This window comes from Pseudomonas sp. P1_F1_2, from assembly GCF_056405815.1.
In genome coordinates, this window is the sequence record NZ_JBFUBK010000052.1 from 22,648 (window position 1) to 40,400 (window position 17,753).

General features: G+C 60.7%; 18 protein-coding genes and 1 other RNA gene. 12 read left to right on the top strand and 7 right to left on the bottom strand.

All coding sequences use genetic code 11. The annotated features are described in order from the left end of the window. Positions 1-16 precede the first annotated feature (16 nt). The gene (locus AC1D2P_RS16720) at positions 17-994 is read right to left on the bottom strand and encodes an NADPH:quinone oxidoreductase family protein (RefSeq protein ID WP_109785689.1); all 978 of its coding nucleotides are present in this window, start codon (positions 992-994) and stop codon (positions 17-19) included. A 150-nt stretch (positions 995-1,144) separates the two neighbouring features. On the opposite strand from AC1D2P_RS16720, the gene AC1D2P_RS16725 reads away from it, so the two are divergent. Then, entirely contained in the window at positions 1,145-1,552 is a 408-nt protein-coding gene (locus AC1D2P_RS16725) for a flagellar basal body-associated protein FliL (RefSeq protein WP_046032257.1), read from the top strand. A gap of 141 nt (positions 1,553-1,693) precedes the next feature. Here AC1D2P_RS16725 and AC1D2P_RS16730 read toward each other — a convergent pair whose 3' ends face one another. After that, positions 1,694-2,146 carry an EVE domain-containing protein gene (locus AC1D2P_RS16730; protein WP_109785688.1) on the bottom strand — a complete coding sequence of 151 codons (453 nt, stop codon included), beginning with the start codon at positions 2,144-2,146 and terminating at the stop codon, positions 1,694-1,696. 201 nt (positions 2,147-2,347) lie between these two features. On the opposite strand from AC1D2P_RS16730, the gene AC1D2P_RS16735 reads away from it, so the two are divergent. Continuing rightward, the gene (locus AC1D2P_RS16735) at positions 2,348-2,500 is read left to right on the top strand and encodes a hypothetical protein (RefSeq protein WP_007942433.1); all 153 of its coding nucleotides are present in this window, start codon (positions 2,348-2,350) and stop codon (positions 2,498-2,500) included. Positions 2,501-2,535: 35 nt separating this feature from the next. Here AC1D2P_RS16735 and AC1D2P_RS16740 read toward each other — a convergent pair whose 3' ends face one another. From AC1D2P_RS16740 to AC1D2P_RS16755, 4 genes are all read right to left on the bottom strand, one after another. Continuing rightward, complete coding sequence (locus tag AC1D2P_RS16740; protein ID WP_477811511.1) at positions 2,536-3,141, bottom strand: 5-formyltetrahydrofolate cyclo-ligase; 606 nt, start codon at positions 3,139-3,141, stop codon at positions 2,536-2,538. 86 nt (positions 3,142-3,227) lie between these two features. Beyond that, positions 3,228-3,406, bottom strand: a non-coding RNA gene (gene ssrS / locus AC1D2P_RS16745) — 6S RNA. 30 nt (positions 3,407-3,436) lie between these two features. Continuing rightward, positions 3,437-3,754: a cell division protein ZapA gene (locus AC1D2P_RS16750; protein ID WP_007942435.1), complete on the bottom strand. Its 318-nt coding sequence runs from the start codon at positions 3,752-3,754 to the stop codon at positions 3,437-3,439. Next, a complete protein-coding gene (locus AC1D2P_RS16755; protein ID WP_003213954.1) occupies positions 3,751-3,960 on the bottom strand; it encodes a TIGR02449 family protein in 210 nt (69 codons plus the stop codon). The genes AC1D2P_RS16750 and AC1D2P_RS16755 overlap by 4 nt, the downstream gene beginning before the upstream one ends. Before the next feature lie 128 nt (positions 3,961-4,088). On the opposite strand from AC1D2P_RS16755, the gene AC1D2P_RS16760 reads away from it, so the two are divergent. The 9 genes from AC1D2P_RS16760 to gcvH all read left to right on the top strand — a co-directional run bounded on the left by AC1D2P_RS16760 (position 4,089) and on the right by gcvH (position 13,549). Beyond that, positions 4,089-4,646, top strand: coding sequence for a YecA/YgfB family protein (locus AC1D2P_RS16760; RefSeq protein ID WP_109785686.1), 558 nt, complete (start codon positions 4,089-4,091; stop codon positions 4,644-4,646). 25 nt (positions 4,647-4,671) lie between these two features. Further along, positions 4,672-6,006: a Xaa-Pro aminopeptidase gene (gene pepP / locus AC1D2P_RS16765; RefSeq protein WP_109785685.1), complete on the top strand. Its 1,335-nt coding sequence runs from the start codon at positions 4,672-4,674 to the stop codon at positions 6,004-6,006. Then, positions 6,003-7,190 carry a 2-octaprenyl-6-methoxyphenyl hydroxylase gene (gene ubiH / locus AC1D2P_RS16770; RefSeq protein WP_077431067.1) on the top strand — a complete coding sequence of 396 codons (1,188 nt, stop codon included), beginning with the start codon at positions 6,003-6,005 and terminating at the stop codon, positions 7,188-7,190. The genes pepP and ubiH overlap by 4 nt, the downstream gene beginning before the upstream one ends. Beyond that, entirely contained in the window at positions 7,183-7,668 is a 486-nt protein-coding gene (locus tag AC1D2P_RS16775; protein WP_077431068.1) for a DUF4442 domain-containing protein, read from the top strand. The genes ubiH and AC1D2P_RS16775 overlap by 8 nt, the downstream gene beginning before the upstream one ends. 9 nt (positions 7,669-7,677) lie before the next feature. After that, positions 7,678-8,895 carry a 2-octaprenyl-3-methyl-6-methoxy-1,4-benzoquinol hydroxylase gene (locus tag AC1D2P_RS16780; RefSeq protein ID WP_177412232.1) on the top strand — a complete coding sequence of 406 codons (1,218 nt, stop codon included), beginning with the start codon at positions 7,678-7,680 and terminating at the stop codon, positions 8,893-8,895. A 220-nt stretch (positions 8,896-9,115) separates the two neighbouring features. Continuing rightward, on the top strand, positions 9,116-10,117 hold the full coding sequence (locus tag AC1D2P_RS16785) for an extracellular solute-binding protein (protein ID WP_109785683.1): 1,002 nt from the start codon (positions 9,116-9,118) through the stop codon (positions 10,115-10,117). 142 nt (positions 10,118-10,259) lie between these two features. Continuing rightward, entirely contained in the window at positions 10,260-11,876 is a 1,617-nt protein-coding gene (locus tag AC1D2P_RS16790) for an ABC transporter permease (RefSeq protein WP_477811512.1), read from the top strand. Between the two features lie 157 nt (positions 11,877-12,033). Continuing rightward, positions 12,034-13,116, top strand: coding sequence for a glycine cleavage system aminomethyltransferase GcvT (gene gcvT / locus AC1D2P_RS16795; protein ID WP_109785681.1), 1,083 nt, complete (start codon positions 12,034-12,036; stop codon positions 13,114-13,116). Positions 13,117-13,165: 49 nt separating this feature from the next. Then, entirely contained in the window at positions 13,166-13,549 is a 384-nt protein-coding gene (gcvH, locus tag AC1D2P_RS16800; protein WP_109785680.1) for a glycine cleavage system protein GcvH, read from the top strand. A gap of 86 nt (positions 13,550-13,635) precedes the next feature. Here gcvH and AC1D2P_RS16805 read toward each other — a convergent pair whose 3' ends face one another. Continuing rightward, positions 13,636-14,775 carry a DegT/DnrJ/EryC1/StrS family aminotransferase gene (locus AC1D2P_RS16805; protein ID WP_477811513.1) on the bottom strand — a complete coding sequence of 380 codons (1,140 nt, stop codon included), beginning with the start codon at positions 14,773-14,775 and terminating at the stop codon, positions 13,636-13,638. 153 nt (positions 14,776-14,928) lie between these two features. Here AC1D2P_RS16805 and gcvP point away from each other — a divergent pair. Continuing rightward, a partial coding sequence (gene gcvP / locus AC1D2P_RS16810) for an aminomethyl-transferring glycine dehydrogenase (protein WP_477811514.1) occupies positions 14,929-17,753 on the top strand: 2,825 nt, incomplete at its 3' end.

A 17,753-nucleotide genomic window follows, 5' to 3' on the forward strand; every position in this document is an offset into this window, starting at 1 on the left:
GGCAACTTTGCGGCTGTCAGCGAACCTGCACCACAACCTTGCCCACAGCCTTGCGCTGCCCAAGATCATTGATCGCCTGTGCCGCATTGCTCAGCGGATACACCTGTGACACCAGCGGCTTCAACTTGCCCTCGGCAAACCAGCCGAACAACTGCTGGAAATTCGCTGCATTGTCCTGCGGCTGGCGTTGAGCAAACGAGCCCCAGAACACGCCGACCACGGCGGCCCCTTTGAGCAGTGCCAGGTTGACCGGGAATTCCGGAATGCGTCCGCTGGCGAAACCGACCACCAGCAGTCGGCCGTTCCAGGCGATGGCGCGCACAGCCTGATCAAACAGGTCGCCGCCGACCGGGTCGTAGATCACGTCGGCGCCTTGGCCGTCGGTGAGGCGTTTGATTTCGTCCTTGAGGCTGGTTTCGCTGTAGTTGATCAGCTCATCGGCGCCAGCGGCCTTGGCCACGGCAAGCTTTTCGGCACTGCTGGCAGCGGCGATCACGCGGGCGCCCATGGCTTTGCCGATTTCCACCGCCGCCAGGCCAACACCGCCGGAAGCACCCAGCACCAGCAGCGTTTCGCCGGGTTGCAGGTTGCCGCGTTGCTTGAGGGCGTGCATCGAGGTGCCATAGGTCATGCTGAAGGCGGCGGCCGTGTTGAAGTCCATCGAGGGCGGGATCGGTAATACGTTGTAGCCTGGTACTGCGATTTGCTCGGCAAAACTGCCCCAGCCGGTCAGGGCCATGACCCGGTCGCCGACCTTGAGATGACTGACCTTTTCGCCCACTGCGCTGATCACGCCGGCGGCTTCACCTCCCGGGGAGAAAGGGAAGGGCGGCTTGAATTGATATTTGCCCTCGATGATCAGCGTGTCCGGGAAGTTGACCCCGGCGGCGTGCACGTCCAGCAGGATTTCATTCTTCTTGGCGACAGGACTGGCGACGTCTTCCAGTACCAGCGATTCGGCAGGGCCGAAGGCTTTGCACAGCACGGCTTTCATCAGGGCTATTCCTTTGGGAGTGATGGCCGATAAGTGTAGGTGTGTGAGTCGATGGGTCAACGAGCATGCCCGACCCTGATAGTCAGCCATAAGCTTGTGCTTGAGCGGCGGGTCGTTATGCTAGGCCGCAAACCGGATAAGGAGCGAATTGTGAAAGCGTGGATCATGTTGTTGCTGGCCCTGTCTCTGCCTGTGGCAGCGATGGCCGAAGAAGCCAAAGAAGGTGAAGCTCCGAAGGTCAATTACATCACCCTGAGTCCGCCGTTCGTGGGCAACTATGGGCTGGACGGTACGCCGAAGCTCAAGGTCTACAAGGCAGATGTGGCATTGCGCGTGACCGGTGAGGACGCCACCAAGGCCGTGAAGGCCAATGAACCGCTGATCCGCAATCAGCTGGTGGCGTTGTTTGCCCAGCAAACCACCGAGACGATGAACAACGTCGAAGCCAAGGAAAAACTGCGCCAGGAAGCCTTGAAGCAGACCCAGCAGGTGATGAACGACGAAACCGGCAAGCCGGTGGTTGAGGATTTGTTGTTCAACAACCTGATCATTCAATAAGACTTCTGTTGTCTGATCCGGCCTCATCGCGGGCAAGCCCGCTCCCACAATATTCTCCAGTGTATGCWGGTTTTGCATCCACCCCAGATCTCTGTGGGAGCGGGCTTGCCCGCGATGGCATTCTCAGACGCGCAGGCGTTTCTACGGTTTGAGCGCGATGACTGCCGCCCACTGTTCAGCCGTGACAGGCATCACCGACAACCGCGAGCCCTTCTGCACCAATGGCATCTCGGCCAGCGCGGTCTGCTGCTTCAGATAGTCGAGCTTCAACACCCTGGCAAACGTCTCGACATGTGCGACATCGATCGCGCTCCAGGCGTTTTTTTCTGCCGTGGCCTTCGGATCGTAATAATGACTCTCCGGCTCCAATGCCGTGGGGTCCGGATAGGCCGCTTCGACAATTTTCCCTATCCCGGCAATTCCCGGCTCCGGGCAACTGGAGTGGTAGAAGAAAAACTCGTCACCGACCGCCATCGACCGCAAAAAATTACGCGCCTGATAGTTGCGAACCCCGTCCCAGCGCGCTTGGCCGAGCTTCTCCAGGCCCTTGATCGAGAGTTCGTCCGGCTCGGATTTCATCAGCCAATAGGCCATGGATTTTGCTCCTTGCGAGGTGAGTGGACAGGTTGTCCGGCAATTTTATGACAAACCGACAGTCGGTTGACGCCAGCGTTTGCGTGTCAGTTCACGTTGTCGCAAAATGCCGGCCTTCTAAGCTTGACGCTGCTGCACGGCCTACACCTACAACGGAAACCGCTGCTGTCATCGTGTTGATGTGCCTTTGGGGGGCAATCGATGAAACGCAAACCGGATTTACTATGGATTTTGGTTATTTTGTTCGGCCTCGGCGTCGTAACCACCGGTTATGCCCAAAGCCTGTGGAATAACAAGACTGACGCGCCGATCGAAATCGCGCAGCAACAGCAACCGTCGGCCTTCAAGCGCTAAACCTGTCTTTTGGACGCCGCTCTTGGCAGTGGCGTCTAGCGTGCGAAGTACCACGCCTTGTCTGTCACCGTTCCCTGCAGCGGTACATCCCAGCTCGCCTGAGCCAATCGTTCGACTTTCTGACATTCATGGGCCAGCCCCAGCAGCGTCGGCTTGCGCCAGGATTTGCGGCGCGCCAGATAGGCCAGGCTTCGATCGTAGAAACCACCGCCCATGCCCAGGCGCCCGCCGACATCGTCAAACCCCACCAACGGCAACAGGATCAGATCCAGCGCCCAGACTTTGCGTTGTCGGGCGAGGTTGTGCCGGGGTTCGAGAATACGAAAGCGGTTGGGTATGAGTTTTTCGCCGGGGCGAATGCGCTGGAAGACCATTTTGGTTCGCGGCCAGGCACTGAGCACCGGCAGATACGTCGCCTTGCCCCGACGTTGGGCGGCACGCAGCAATACGCGCGGGTCAATTTCACCGTCGGTCGGCAGGTACAGGGAGATGTGTCTGGCGYGGCGAAACAACGGCTGTTGGGCCAATTGCTTGTACAGCCCGCGAGCAGCCTGGCGCTGTTGACTGGGAGTCAGTGCGCGGCGGGCCTTGCGCAGCATGCGTCGAAGTTGCGGGCGGGGCAGCAGCGCAGGTTCGGTCATGAATTCAGGCTTCGACAGGACGAATACGTAAAGCGTACCCGTAAAAAAGCCGATGCCGGTAATTAAACCGGCATCGGACTGGAATCAGGCTCCCCGGATGAACCGCTGCTGACTTAGCCCTTGAACCCGAAAGTTCAAGGTGGAAGATGCAGTAGGCTTTAAGGCTTTCCGTCTAGCGGACATGCACACCAGCCCAACGTGCAGCCTCCAGGGTAGTGCGAATCGGCTCAGGGACGTGGTCAACTGGCAAGCACCCCAGGGAGTGTTGCGAGTATAACCCAAGCGGTTCGACGAATCAGCCTTTGGTGACGTCCGGATCGGTGGCGAGCACCAGATCGACGCGATCCAGCAAGTCGCGCACTTGTTCGCGAGTCGAGCCGCTGGCCTGTACATCCGGGCGTTCTTCCTTGTGCAGCAGGTCGTGCGTAATGTTCAGCGCGGCCATGACGGCAATGCGGTCGGCGCCGATGACTTTGCCGCTGCTGCGGATTTCACGCATCTTGCCGTCCAGGTAGCGGGCGGCGCTCACCAGGTTGCTGCGTTCTTCCTGGGGGCAAATGATCGAATATTCTTTGTCGAGGATCTGCACGGTAACGCTATTGCTTGAACTCATGAGTCTTGCTCCAGGGCCTTGAGGCGCGAAATCATCGATTCGACCTTACGCCGGGCGATTTCGTTTTTTTCAATGAGGTGCGCGCGTTCCTCGCGCCAGGTCTTTTCCTGAGCTAGTAAGAGTCCATTTTGACTCTTAAGTTGCTCGACTCGATTAATCAGCAGTTCGAGTCTGGCCATCAGCGCTTGCAGGTCGGTGTCTTCCATTGTGTCCACTGATATTGTGCTTGATGGGTGGTAGCTGGCGGACAGCCTTTAATAGTCTTGGCGAGTCTGTCGATGTAGGATACAAGGCCTTCATTCTAGACATAGCGCCGTCTGGCGCCTAGCTGCCCATGACCAATCAGAATTCCCCGTACCAAGCCTTTGCCACCCTGCTGACTTCCAGCGGCCATAACGTTTCGCCTGCCGAACTGCATGGCCTGTTGCTCGGCCGCAGTTGCGCCGGTGCCGGCTTCGAAGCCGAAGAGTGGTTGATCGATGCCGCCGAACTGCTGGAAAGCGAACCGCAGGACAACGTCCGCAACGCCTTGATCGGCTTGCAGGAGATGGTCAAGGGTGAGCTCACCGGCGACGACGTGACCGTCGTTCTGCTGCTGCCGACCGATGACGCACCGCTGGCTGATCGTGCCGTCGCACTGGGCCAATGGTGTCAGGGTTTCCTCAGCGGTTTCGGCTTGAACTGCCGCGACAGCAGCATGCTCAGCACCGAGGCCACCGAAGTGTTGCAGGACCTGGCGGCGATTTCCCAGGTGCAAGACGCCCTGGAAGAGTCCGAAGATGGCGAAAGCGATTACATGGAAGTCATGGAATACCTGCGCGTAGCGCCGCTGCTGCTGTTCTCCGAGACCAAAAAAGACGTGCCGGCCGCTGCCAAACCGTCTTTGCATTAATCGTAAAAGGGAAAACCATCTGCCCATGATTCATATCCCGAAATCGGAATACAGCCGTCGCCGCAAGGCCTTGATGGCGCAGATGGAACCCAACAGCATCGCCATCCTGCCCGCCGCCGCGGTGGCCATCCGCAACCGCGACGTCGAGCACGTCTATCGTCAGGACAGCGATTTCCAGTACCTCAGCGGTTTTCCCGAGCCTCAGGCGGTCTTTGTCTTGATGCCGGGGCGTGCGCATGGCGAATACATCCTGTTCTGCCGTGAGCGCAACGCCGAGCGCGAGTTGTGGGACGGCTTGCGCGCCGGTCAGGAGGGCGCGATCCGCGACTTCGGTGCCGACGATGCCTTCCCCATCACTGACATCGACGACATCCTGCCGGGCCTGATCGAAGGCCGTGACCGGGTGTATTCGGCCATGGGCAGTAACCCCGAATTCGATCGGCACCTGATGGACTGGATCAACGTGATCCGCTCCAAAGCGCACCTCGGTGCCCAGCCGCCGAACGAATTTGTTGCCCTGGATCATCTGCTTCACGACATGCGCCTGTATAAATCGGCGGCAGAAGTGAAGGTGATGCGTGAAGCCGCACGGATTTCTGCCCAGGCGCATATCCGGGCGATGCAGGCCAGCCGCGCCGGGCTCCACGAGTTCAGCCTCGAAGCCGAGCTTGATTACGAGTTCCGCAAGGGCGGGGCGAAGATGCCGGCCTACGGTTCGATCGTCGCGGCGGGGCGCAACAGTTGCATCCTGCATTACCAGCAGAATGACGCCGTGCTCAAGGACGGTGACCTGGTGCTGATCGACGCCGGTTGCGAGATCGACTGCTACGCCAGCGACATCACCCGCACCTGGCCGGTCAACGGCAAGTATTCACCGGAGCAGAAGGCGATCTACGAGTTGGTGCTGGCGTCGCAAGAAGCCGCGTTTGCCGAAATCGCCCCGAACAAGCACTGGAATCAGGCGCACGAAGCCACGGTTAAAGTGATTACTGCCGGCCTGGTGAAGCTTGGCCTGTTGCAGGGTGACGTCGACGAGTTGATCGCCAGCGAAGCCTACAAGGCGTTTTACATGCACCGCGCCGGTCACTGGCTGGGGATGGATGTGCATGACGTCGGCGAATACAAGGTCGGTGGCGAATGGCGTGTGCTGGAAGTCGGCATGGCGCTCACCGTGGAGCCGGGAATCTACATTTCCCCGGACAACCAGAACGTGGCGAAGAAATGGCGCGGTATCGGCGTGCGCATCGAGGACGACGTGGTGGTGACCAAGACCGGTTGTGAAATATTGACCAAAGGCGTACCGAAAACGGTTGCCGAGATCGAGGCCCTGATGGCGCAAGCGCGGACACAAGCAGCATGAGCCGGGTCAATCTGGCAATCATCGGTGGCGGCCTGGTGGGCGCCAGCCTGGCGTTGGCGTTGCAGGCCGGGGCCAAGTCTCGCGGCTGGAAAATCGTCCTGATCGAGCCATTCGCCCCGGGTGATACGTACCAGCCGAGCTACGATGCTCGCTCCTCGGCGCTGTCCTATGGTGCCAAACAGATTTATCAACGGTTGGGCGTCTGGCAGGAAATTTCCCGCCGCGCCGAGCCGATCAAGCAGATTCATGTGTCCGACCGTGGACGTTTTTCCACCGCGCGTTTATCGGCAATGGAAGAGGGCGTTCCGGCACTGGGTTATGTGGTGGAAAACGCCTGGCTGGGCCAATGCCTCTGGCAAGGCCTGGACAAGGACGTGGTCACTTGGCGCTGCCCGGCGGAAGTCACCCGCATGGAACCGCTGACTGACGGTTACCGCCTGACCCTCAATGACGAAACCACCCTGGAGTGCGACTTGGCGGTGCTCGCCGATGGCGGCCGTTCAGGCCTGCGCGAGCAACTGGGGATCGGCATCAAGAAACGCCCGTATAACCAAAGTGCCCTGATCGCCAACATCACCCCGAGCGAAGCGCACAACGGCATGGCGTTCGAGCGATTCACCGACGACGGCCCGATGGCATTGCTGCCGCTGCCGGAGAACCGTTGTGCGTTGGTCTGGACCCGTCTGGGCATGGACGCGCAACGGCTGGCGGCACTGGATGACCGTAGCTTCCTCAGCGAGTTGCAAGGTGTGTTCGGATATCGCCTCGGCACGTTGAAGCAGGTCGGCGCGCGACATCTTTACCCGCTGACACTGATCGAAGCCGAAGAGCAGGTGCGCCCGCATCTGGCGATTCTCGGTAACGCGGCGCACAGCCTGCATCCGATTGCGGGGCAAGGTTTCAACCTGTCGCTGCGTGATGCTCAGGCCTTGGCCGATGCGTTATTGGCGAGCGAGGCATCGCTGGGCGATTTCGCCACATTGCAGGCTTACCGTGAGCGCCAACGCCTGGATCAGAACCTGACGGTAGGTTTTTCCGATCAGGTCACCCGTTTGTTCGGCAGCACTCAGCCGCTGGTTTCGCTGGGCCGCAACCTCGGCTTGCTCGGTCTCGACCTGCTGCCGCCGGCCAAGCGCTGGTTCGCCCGGCAGGCCATGGGCCTGGGTACGCGTCCCGATGCTTAAGTGGTTGACGAACACATTCGGCAAAGCGCGATTGATGCGTTGCTTCATGTCGTTTTACCCGCCGTACATGGGTGCCGGGGTTCGGGTGCGGCACATCAGCGATGACTTTCGCGACATCACGGTGTCCATGGGCCTGAGCTGGTACAACCGCAATTACGTAGGCACCCAGTTTGGCGGCAGCCTGTATTCGATGGTTGATCCGTTCTACATGTTGATGCTGATGGAAAACCTCGGGCGCCATTACATCGTCTGGGATAAGGCGGCGGACATCGATTTCATTTCGCCGGGCAAAGGCCCGGTGTTCGCCAATTTCCGGATCGATGAGACGTTGCTCGACGAGATCCGTCGGCAAACGGCCGGTGGCGAGAAATACCTGCCGCAATTGCAGGTCGATATTCACGACGGCGCCGGCACCTTGGTGGCGCGAGTCGAAAAAACCCTTTACGTGCGGCTCAAGCCGCCAGCGAGACAGGCTTAAAGCATGGACATGCGCGCAGATGTGCTGATTGTCGGGGCCGGAATGGTCGGCAGCGCCCTGGCGCTGGCGTTGCAGGACAGCGGGCTGGAAGTCCTGCTGCTGGACGGCAGCCCCTTGAGCGTCAAACCCTTCGATGACCAGGCACCGTTCGAACCGCGGGTGAGCGCCTTGTCGGCGGCCAGCCAACGAATTCTCGAGCGCTTGGGCGTGTGGGACGGCATCGCCAAGCGGCGCAGCAGTCCTTACACCGATATGCACGTCTGGGATGGCAGCGGCACCGGGCAGGTCCATTTCTCGGCCACCAGCGTGCATGCCGACGTACTGGGGCATATCGTCGAGAACCGCGTGGTTCAGGACGCCTTGCTCGATCGCCTGCACGACTGCGACCTCGGGATGCTGGCCAATGCGCGCCTGGAACAGATGCGCCGCTCGGGCGACGACTGGCTGCTGACCCTGGCCGACGGCCGCACGTTGCGTGCGCCGTTGGTGATCGCGGCCGATGGCGCCAACTCGGCTGTTCGGCGTCTGACCGGCGTGGCGACACGCGAGTGGGACTATATGCACCACGCGATTGTCACCAGTGTACGCAGCTCCAAATCCCATCAGATGACAGCCTGGCAGCGCTTCACCGACAACGGTCCGTTGGCGTTTTTGCCGCTGGAACGCGACGGCCAGCAGGACTGGTGTTCAATCGTCTGGTCGACCACGCCGAGTGAAGCCGAACGCCTGATGGCGCTGGACGACGATGGTTTCTGCAAGGCACTCGAGCGGGCCTTCGAGGGCCAACTCGGTACGGTGCTTGGCGCTGATCCGCGTCTGTGCGTGCCCCTGCGTCAGCGCCATGCCAAGCGTTATGTAGCCGAAGGCCTGGCGCTGATCGGCGACGCGGCGCACACCATTCACCCGCTGGCGGGGCAGGGGGTGAACCTCGGCTTTCTCGATGCCGCCGTGCTGGCGGAAGTGCTGTTGCAAGCGTCCGCTCGTGGTGAACGCTTGGCGGACGTGAAAGTGCTCAGCCGCTATGAACGTCGACGCATGCCCCACAACCTGGCGCTGATGGCGGCGATGGAAGGGTTTGAGCGATTGTTTCAGGCTGACCCGCTGCCGGTGCGCTGGTTGCGCAATGCCGGGTTGAAGATGGTCGACCAGATGCCCGAGGCCAAGGCGTTGTTTGTGCGGGAGGCCCTTGGACTCACCGGGGATTTGCCGGCTCTCGCCAAGGCCTGACATATTCGCAGCGGCTGATGGCCCCTTCGCGAGCAAGCCCGCTCCCACATTAGACCGCGATCAAATGTGGGAGCGGGCTTGCTCGCGAAGGCGGCCTCTCAATCACCGCAACTCTTGGACGATGCAACATCTGGTAACTCCTCCGCGAACGGATCGATTGAGAAGCTAAATGTGAGTCCTTATCATTTGGCCTCAATTTTTCAATCGAGAGATCGCTCCCATGCTACCGAAGCGTCTACTGACTGCACTCGCCCTGACCCTGATTGGCAGTACCGCCGCCCAGGCCGCTGACGAGGTGGTGGTTTACTCATCGCGTATCGACGAGCTGATCAAGCCGGTCTTCGACGCCTACACCGCCAAGACGGGCGTCAAGGTGAAGTTCATCACCGACAAGGAAGCGCCGCTGATGCAGCGGATCAAGGCCGAGGGCGAAAACGCCACCGCCGACCTGCTGTTGACGGTCGATGCCGGTAACCTCTGGCAGGCCGAGCAGATGGGCATCCTGCAACCGTTCACCTCCAAGGTGATCGACGCCAATATCCCGCTGCAATACCGCGCCTCCTCCCATGCCTGGACCGGCCTGAGCCTGCGGGCGCGGACCATCGCTTACTCGACTGATCGAGTGAAGCCGGGCGAGCTGACCACCTACGAAGCGCTGGCCGACAAAAACTGGGAAGGGCGCCTGTGCCTGCGCACGGCGAAGAAGGTCTACAACCAGTCCCTGACGGCCACCATGATCGAAATCCACGGCGCCGAAAAAACCGAGAAGATCCTCAAGGGCTGGGTGAACAACCTGTCCACCGACGTGTTCTCGGATGACGTTGCGGTGTTGGAAGCGATCAACGCGGGTCAATGCGATGTGGGCATCGTCAACACCTACTACTACGGTCGTTTGCACAAGCAGAAGCCGAACCTGCCAGTGAAACTGTTCTGGCCGAACCAGGCCGACCGCGGTGTACACGTCAATCTCTCCGGCGTTGGCCTGACCAGGCACGCCCCGCACCCGGAAGCCGCCAAGGCCCTGGTGGAGTGGATGACCACGCCGGAAGCACAGAAGATCTTCGCTGATGTGAATCAGGAGTTCCCGGCCAACCCGACGGTAGCGCCTTCTGAAGAAGTCGCGGCCTGGGGCAAGTTCGTTGCCGATACCCTGCCCGTGGAAGTGGCCGGCAAGCGCCAGGCTGAAGCGATTCGCATGATGGATCGGGCAGGCTGGAACTGACACCACTGATCGTTCCCACGCTCTGCTGATCGTTCCCATGCTCTGCGTGGGAATGCATCCCCCGACGCTCCGCGTCGAGCGTGACAAGATATGTGCCCACGCAGAGCGTGGGCACAATCATTTAACTTTCTAGAGAACCTCCTTGGCCCACCCCGCCCAACGCCGCTGGTATCCCCTGGTCTTCGCCATCGCTGCGCTGGTCCTGTTGCCTCTCAGTGTTTTACTGCTGTCCTGGCAAACCATCGATCAACAGATCTGGTCCMACCTCTGGGACACCCAGATGCCGCGCCTTTTGGGCAACACCCTGACGTTGATACTCGGTGTCGGTGTCGGCGTCACCCTGCTGGGCGTGAGCCTCGCCTGGCTCACCAGTCTCTGTGAGTTTCCCGGTCGACGCTGGCTCGACTGGGCACTGATGTTGCCGTTTGCGATTCCTGCCTACGTGCTGGCATTTGTCTTCGTCGGCCTGCTGGACTTTGCCGGCCCCGTGCAAACCCTGTTACGCGAATGGTTTGGCACGGGCCTGAGGTTGCCGCGCGTGCGCTCCACCGGCGGTGTCATCCTGGTGCTGGTGCTGGTTTTCTATCCTTACGTTTACCTCTTGGCTCGCACGGCATTCCTTGCTCAGGGCAAAGGCCTGATGGAAGCCGCCCGGGTTCTCGGACAATCCCCGTGGCAGGCGTTCTGGCGAGTGGCCTTGCCGATGGCTCGCCCGGCCATTGGCGCGGGGGTGGCGTTGGCGTTGATGGAAACCCTGGCGGATTTCGGTGCGGTGTCGGTGTTCAATTTCGACACGTTCACCACTGCGATCTATAAGACCTGGTACGGGTTTTYCAGCCTGGGCACTGCTACGCAACTGGCCAGCCTGTTGCTGTTGGTAGTGATGGTCGTGTTATACGGCGAGCGTCGTGCTCGCGGGGCCAACCGGACGAGTAACGAACGACCACGGGTCAAGGCGCTGTACCACTTGCGAGGCTTAAAGGCGCTGGCGGCGATGAGCTGGTGTGGCCTGGTGTTCGCCTGTGCGTTTGTCATTCCAATGCTGCAACTGGTGGCCTGGTTCTGGCAACGCGGGCGCTTTGATCTGGACGAGCGCTACACCGGGCTGATCCTCCATACCTTGTACCTGGGTGGCATGGCCGCATTGATTACGGTCAGTGTTGCCCTGGTGTTGGCGTTCGCGCGACGCTTGGCACCGACCCGAGCCATCCGCTCCGGCGTCAGCCTGGCCAACCTCGGCTACGCCTTGCCGGGTTCTGTGTTGGCGGTGTCGATCATGCTGGCGTTCAGTTACCTGGATCGCGAACTGGTGATCCCGCTGTCGGGCTGGCTCGGTGGTGCGGGCAAGCCGTTGCTGCTGGGCAGTCTGTCGGCGTTACTGCTGGCCTATCTGGTGCGTTTCATCGCAGTGGCTTACGGCCCACTGGAAAGCAGTCTGGCGCGTATACGGCCATCTTTGCCCGAAGCGGCACGTAGCCTTGGCGTCAGTGGGCCACGACTGTTTTTCAAGGTGTATCTGCCATTGCTGTTGCCCGGCACCTTGAGCGCGGGGTTGCTGGTGTTTGTCGATGTGCTCAAGGAAATGCCCGCGACCCTGCTAATGCGCCCGTTTGGCTGGGATACGCTGGCCGTTCGGATCTTTGAAATGACCAGCGAAGGTGAGTGGGCGAGGGCCTCTTTGCCGGCGCTGACTCTGGTCCTGGTCGGGCTGTTACCGGTCATCGGATTGATTCGACGTTCGGCGCATCGAAACAGCTAGGTGTCAGTCCTACACCTTGCGGCTACAATGCGCGGCATTCGGTGCGGTCCGTCTGACAGACCCGGTAGCTGAAATCGGCTGGAAACCTTCTATTTCAAGGTTTTCACCCCGGTGCAGCACCTGTCCGCACCTTCGCCACGCCCGGAAGGAGAAACCCATGGGACAGCGTACGCCTCTGTATGACCTTCATCTCGCCCTCGGCGCGAAGATGGTCGATTTTGGCGGTTGGGATATGCCTCTGCATTACGGCTCGCAGGTCGAGGAACACCATCAGGTGCGCCGCGATTGCGGGGTTTTCGATGTATCCCACATGACCGTGATCGATGTCAGCGGCCCCCAGGCCAAGGCCTGGCTCCAGCATTTGCTGGCCAATGACGTCGAACGCCTGCACAGCCCCGGCCGTGCCTTGTACAGCACCATGCTCAACGAGCGTGGCGGTATCGTCGACGACATGATTGTCTATCGTCTCGACGACGGTTATCGCCTGGTGGTCAACGCTTCCACCCGCAATCAGGACCTCGCCTGGATGCAGGCTCACCTCGATGGTTTCGATGTGCAGCTCAACGAGCGTGCCGAGCTGGCGATGCTGGCCATTCAAGGCCCTCAGGCCCGGCAAAAAGTCTGCGAACTGGTGTCCCAGGCCCGCAGTAACCTGATTCAGCTACTCAAGCCTTTCGAAGGCCAGCCCGAAGGGGACTGGTTCATCGCTCGCACCGGTTACACCGGGGAAGATGGATTGGAAATCGTGTTGCCGGCCAGTCAGGCGCCGGGTTTTTTCAACGATCTGGTCGGTGCGGGCATTTCTCCTATCGGCCTGGGTGCGCGGGATACCTTGCGCGTCGAAGCTGGCATGAACCTGTACGGCCAAGACATCCACCAGGATGTCTCACCGCTGGCCTCCAACATGGCCTGGAGCATTGCCTGGGAACCGGCCTCGCGCCAGTTCATCGGGCGCACGGCCCTGGAAGGCGAACGGGCCGGTGGCGTACAGCACAAACTGGTGGGGCTGGTCCTTGAGGAGCGAGGGGTTTTGCGCGCTCATCAAGTGGTCCGCATCGCCAATGTTGGCGAAGGGGAGATCACCAGTGGTAGTTTCTCTCCTACGCTTAGCAAGTCGATAGCACTGGCGCGCGTGCCGATGGCAACTGCCGACCGCGCCGAAGTGGAAATCCGTGGCAAGTGGTACCCGGTCCGAGTGGTCAAACCGACCTTCGTACGCCATGGCAAAACCTTGATCTAACCTTTTCTGGCGGACTACAGCCGCCGACACTTTTTTGAGGACACAGAACATGAGCGATATTCCTGCCGACCTGCGTTTTGCCGAAAGTCACGAATGGGCCCGCCTGGAAGCCGACGGCACCGTCACCGTGGGCATTAGCGATCACGCGCAGGAAGCGCTGGGTGATGTGGTGTTCGTGGAGCTGACTGAAGTCGGCAAAGCCTTCGCCGCCGGTGATCAATCCGGTGTGGTGGAATCGGTTAAAGCTGCTTCCGACATCTACTCCCCGATTGCCGGTGAAGTGATCGCGATCAACGAAGAACTGAGTGGATCGCCAGAGCTGCTCAACTCAGACCCGTACGGCGCGTGGATCTTCAAGCTCAAGCCAAGCAACGCTGCCGATCTGGAGAAGCTGCTCGACGCCGCCGGCTACAAGGCTGCCATCGGCGAATAACGTTGCTCTTGCAGGAGCATGGCTTGCCTGCGATGGYGTTTTCGAAAACGCCATCGCGGGCAAGCCATGCGCCTACAAGGAACGGTTCAAGGCTTTAGAACAGCTTTGACCGCCGCCACCGAACGCTCGACGTCCGCTTTGCTCATGGCCGTGAACATCGGCAGCGAGACAATCAGGCGTCCGACCCGTTCGGCGACCGGGAACATGCCCTCCTTGAAACCGCGCTCGCGGTAAAGACTCAACAAATGAATCGGCGGGTAGTGATAGCCGATGCCGACCCCCAGCGCCTGCATCTGCTCCATGAAGGTAGCCCGCGCCGGCTTGCCATCCCCGCGCTCCGGCAATACCAGCTGGAACAAGTGCCAGTTACTGTTCTCGAAATCCGCCGGGGGCAATTGAGCCCCGTACACCGACTYGAAATCCTCGCCAAAGCAGGCGAAATAGTGCCTGGCCAGTTCACGGCGATGGGCGGTGATGGCTTCAATGTGAGCAAATTGCCCAAGGCCGATGGCCGCTGCGACGTCGGTCATGTTGAATTTTCCGCCCAGCACATCGACATCCAGGCCATCGAAACCACTGCGGGTGACGCCCTGCAAGCGGTACTTCTGCGCCAGTCGAACTTCCTCATCGTTGTTCAGCACCAGGCAACCGCCCTCTGACGAGGTCACGTTTTTGTTCGCCTGGAAACTGAACGACACCAAATCCCCGGTCGAGCCAATGCGCTGGCCGTTCCAACTGGAGCCCAACGCCTGGGCCGCGTCTTCCAGCACCCGAAGGTTGTACTTTTTCGCCAGTGCGTACAGGTGCGTCATGTCCACCGGCAGGCCGGCGAGATACACCGGAAGGATGGCTTTGGTACGTGGGGTGATGGCGGCTTCGAGCTGAGCCAGGTCGATGTTGCGGGTGATCGGGTCAATGTCGGCAAACACCGGGGTGGCGCCGACTTCCAGAATCACGTTGGCGGTGGCCACCCAGGAAATCGGCGTGGTGATCACTTCATCACCTGGCCCGACACCGGCAATGCGCAAGGCGATTTCCATGGTGCAGGTGCCAGAGTTGAAGGTGAGTACCGGGCGCCCACCGAAATACTCCGAGAGTTGTTGCTCAAAGGCCTGGACCTTCGGGCCGCTGGTAATCCAGCCCGAGCGCAACACGTCGCCGACCGCGGCAATCGTCGCTTCATCGATGGTGGGTTTGGAAAACGGCAGGAACGGCAGTTGGTTCATGAATACAGGCACCTGATCAGCAGTCATTAGGCAGATGGCGTGCATGATGATCCGCAATGGTCGCGGCGCCAAGCCATCCGCCCGGATATCCGCTGCTATGCTGGTTTGACCGTGTTGCATCGACGCTGAGCGCCAGTCAAGAGAGAGCCCGTCATGTCCCAGTTGCCGTCCTTGAGCCAGTTACGCGACCCCAATGCCTTTCTGCGCCGCCACCTCGGGCCCGATGCCGCCGAGCAGCAGGCGATGCTCGACAGCCTCGGCCTCGGCAGCCGGGTCGAGCTGATTGAGCAGACGGTGCCGCCGGGCATCCGTCTGAACCGGGCGCTGGACCTGCCGCCCGCCCTGGACGAGCAAGCCGCACTGGCCAAGCTGCGTGGCTATGCCGAGCAGAACCAGGTCTGGACCAGCCTGATCGGCATGGGCTACCACGGCACCCTCACGCCGACGGTTATTTTACGCAACGTCCTGGAAAACCCCGGTTGGTACACCGCCTACACGCCTTATCAGCCAGAGATCGCCCAAGGACGACTCGAAGCGCTGCTGAATTTCCAGCAACTGACCATCGATCTGACTGGCCTGGAGCTGGCCAACGCTTCGTTGCTGGATGAAGCAACGGCAGCGGCGGAAGCCATGGCGCTGGCCAAGCGTGTCGCCAAGTCCAAAAGCAATCTGTTCTTCGTCGACCAGAACTGCCATCCGCAGACCATTTCGGTGGTGCAGACCCGCGCCGAAGGCTTTGGCTTCGAACTGATCATCGACGCTGTGGATAGCTTGAAACAACACCAGGTGTTCGGTGCCCTGCTGCAATACCCCGACACCCACGGCGAGATCCGCGATCTTCGGCCGCTGATCGATCACCTGCACGCACAGCAAGCCCTGGCGTGTGTCGCCACTGATCTGCTGAGCCTGTTGTTACTGACACCGCCGGGGGAGTTGGGCGCCGACGTGGTGTTCGGCTCATCCCAGCGTTTTGGCGTGCCGATGGGTTACGGCGGGCCACACGCGGCGTTCTTTGCCAGCCGCGATGAGTACAAACGGGCGATTCCCGGGCGGATCATCGGCGTGTCCAAAGATGCCCGCGGCAACGTGGCCCTGCGCATGGCCCTGCAAACTCGCGAGCAACATATTCGCCGGGAGAAGGCCAACTCGAATATTTGCACCGCTCAAGTATTGCTGGCCAACATCGCCAGTTTCTACGCGGTCTATCACGGTCCAGAGGGGCTCAAGCGCATTGCCCAGCGCGTGCACCGCTTGACGTGCATCCTCGCCGCCGGCCTCGAACGCCGTGGCATCAGCCGCCTCAACACACACTTCTTCGATACCCTGACCCTGGACGTCGGTGGGACCCAGACGGCGATCATCGAAAGCGCTCAAGCGGCGCAGATCAATTTACGCATCCTGGGGCGAGGGCAGTTGGGGTTGAGCCTTGACGAAACCTCTGACGAAACCACCGTCGCGCAGTTGTTCGCGGTGTTCCTGGGGGCCGATCATGGCCTGAGTGTCGACGATCTGGACGCTGAAACGCTGCCATCGGGCATACCCGACGGGCTGCAGCGCACTTCACCTTATCTGCGCCACCCCGTGTTCAATGCACACCACAGCGAAACCGAGATGCTGCGTTACCTCAAGCAACTGGAGAACAAAGACCTCGCCCTCAACCAGTCGATGATTCCGTTGGGCTCCTGCACCATGAAGCTCAACGCTACCAGCGAAATGATCCCCATCACCTGGCCGCAGTTCGCCAACCTGCACCCGTTCGTGCCCAAAGAGCAGGCTGCGGGGTATTCGCTGATGATCGAAGAGCTGGAGCGCTGGCTCTGCGCAATCACCGGTTTCGATGCGATTTGCATGCAACCCAACTCCGGCGCCCAGGGCGAGTACGCCGGGTTGCTGGCGATCCGCAAATACCACGAGAGTCGTCATCAAGGGGCGCGGGATCTCTGCCTGATTCCGTCCTCGGCCCACGGCACCAACCCGGCGTCGGCGCAGATGGCCGGGATGCGCGTGGTCATTGTCGAGTGCGACGAAGCCGGCAACGTCGATCTGGATGACCTCAAGGCAAAAGCGGCGGAGGCAGGGGACAAACTCGCGTGCCTGATGGCGACGTATCCCTCGACCCACGGCGTCTACGAGGAAGGCATCAGCGAGATCTGTGAAGTTATCCACAGCCACGGTGGTCAGGTGTACATGGACGGCGCCAACCTCAACGCCCAGGTCGGCCTGGCACGCCCGGCGGACATTGGCGCCGATGTGTCGCACATGAATTTGCACAAGACGTTCTGCATTCCCCATGGTGGCGGCGGCCCGGGCATGGGGCCGATTGGTGTGCGGGCGCACCTGGCGCCGTTCGTGGCCAATCACCCGGTGGTGCCCATCGACGGACCTTTACCGCAGAACGGCGCGGTGAGCGCCGCGCCTTGGGGCAGCGCGAGCATCCTGCCGATCAGCTGGATGTACATTGCGATGATGGGGCCACAGCTGGCGGACGCCAGTGAAGTGGCGATCCTTGCCGCAAACTACCTGGCCCAGCACTTATCCGGTGCGTTCCCGGTGCTCTACACCGGCCGCAATGGCCGGGTGGCTCACGAATGCATCCTCGATCTGCGACCGCTGAAGACGCTGACCGGCATCAGTGAAGAGGACGTTGCCAAGCGCCTGATGGATTATGGGTTCCATGCGCCAACGATGTCGTTTCCGGTGCCAGGGACACTGATGGTCGAGCCGACCGAAAGTGAATCGAAGGCCGAGCTGGACCGGTTTATCGGAGCGATGCTGAGCATCCGCGCAGAAATCAGCGAGGTGGAACAAGGCAACTGGCCGGCGGAGGACAACCCGCTGAAACGTTCACCGCACACGCTGGCCGACATCACTGGTGTCTGGGAGCGGCCCTACAGCATCGAGCAAGCCGTGACGCCAGATGCGCACACCAAGGCGCATAAGTATTGGCCGGTGGTGAACCGGGTCGATAACGTCTATGG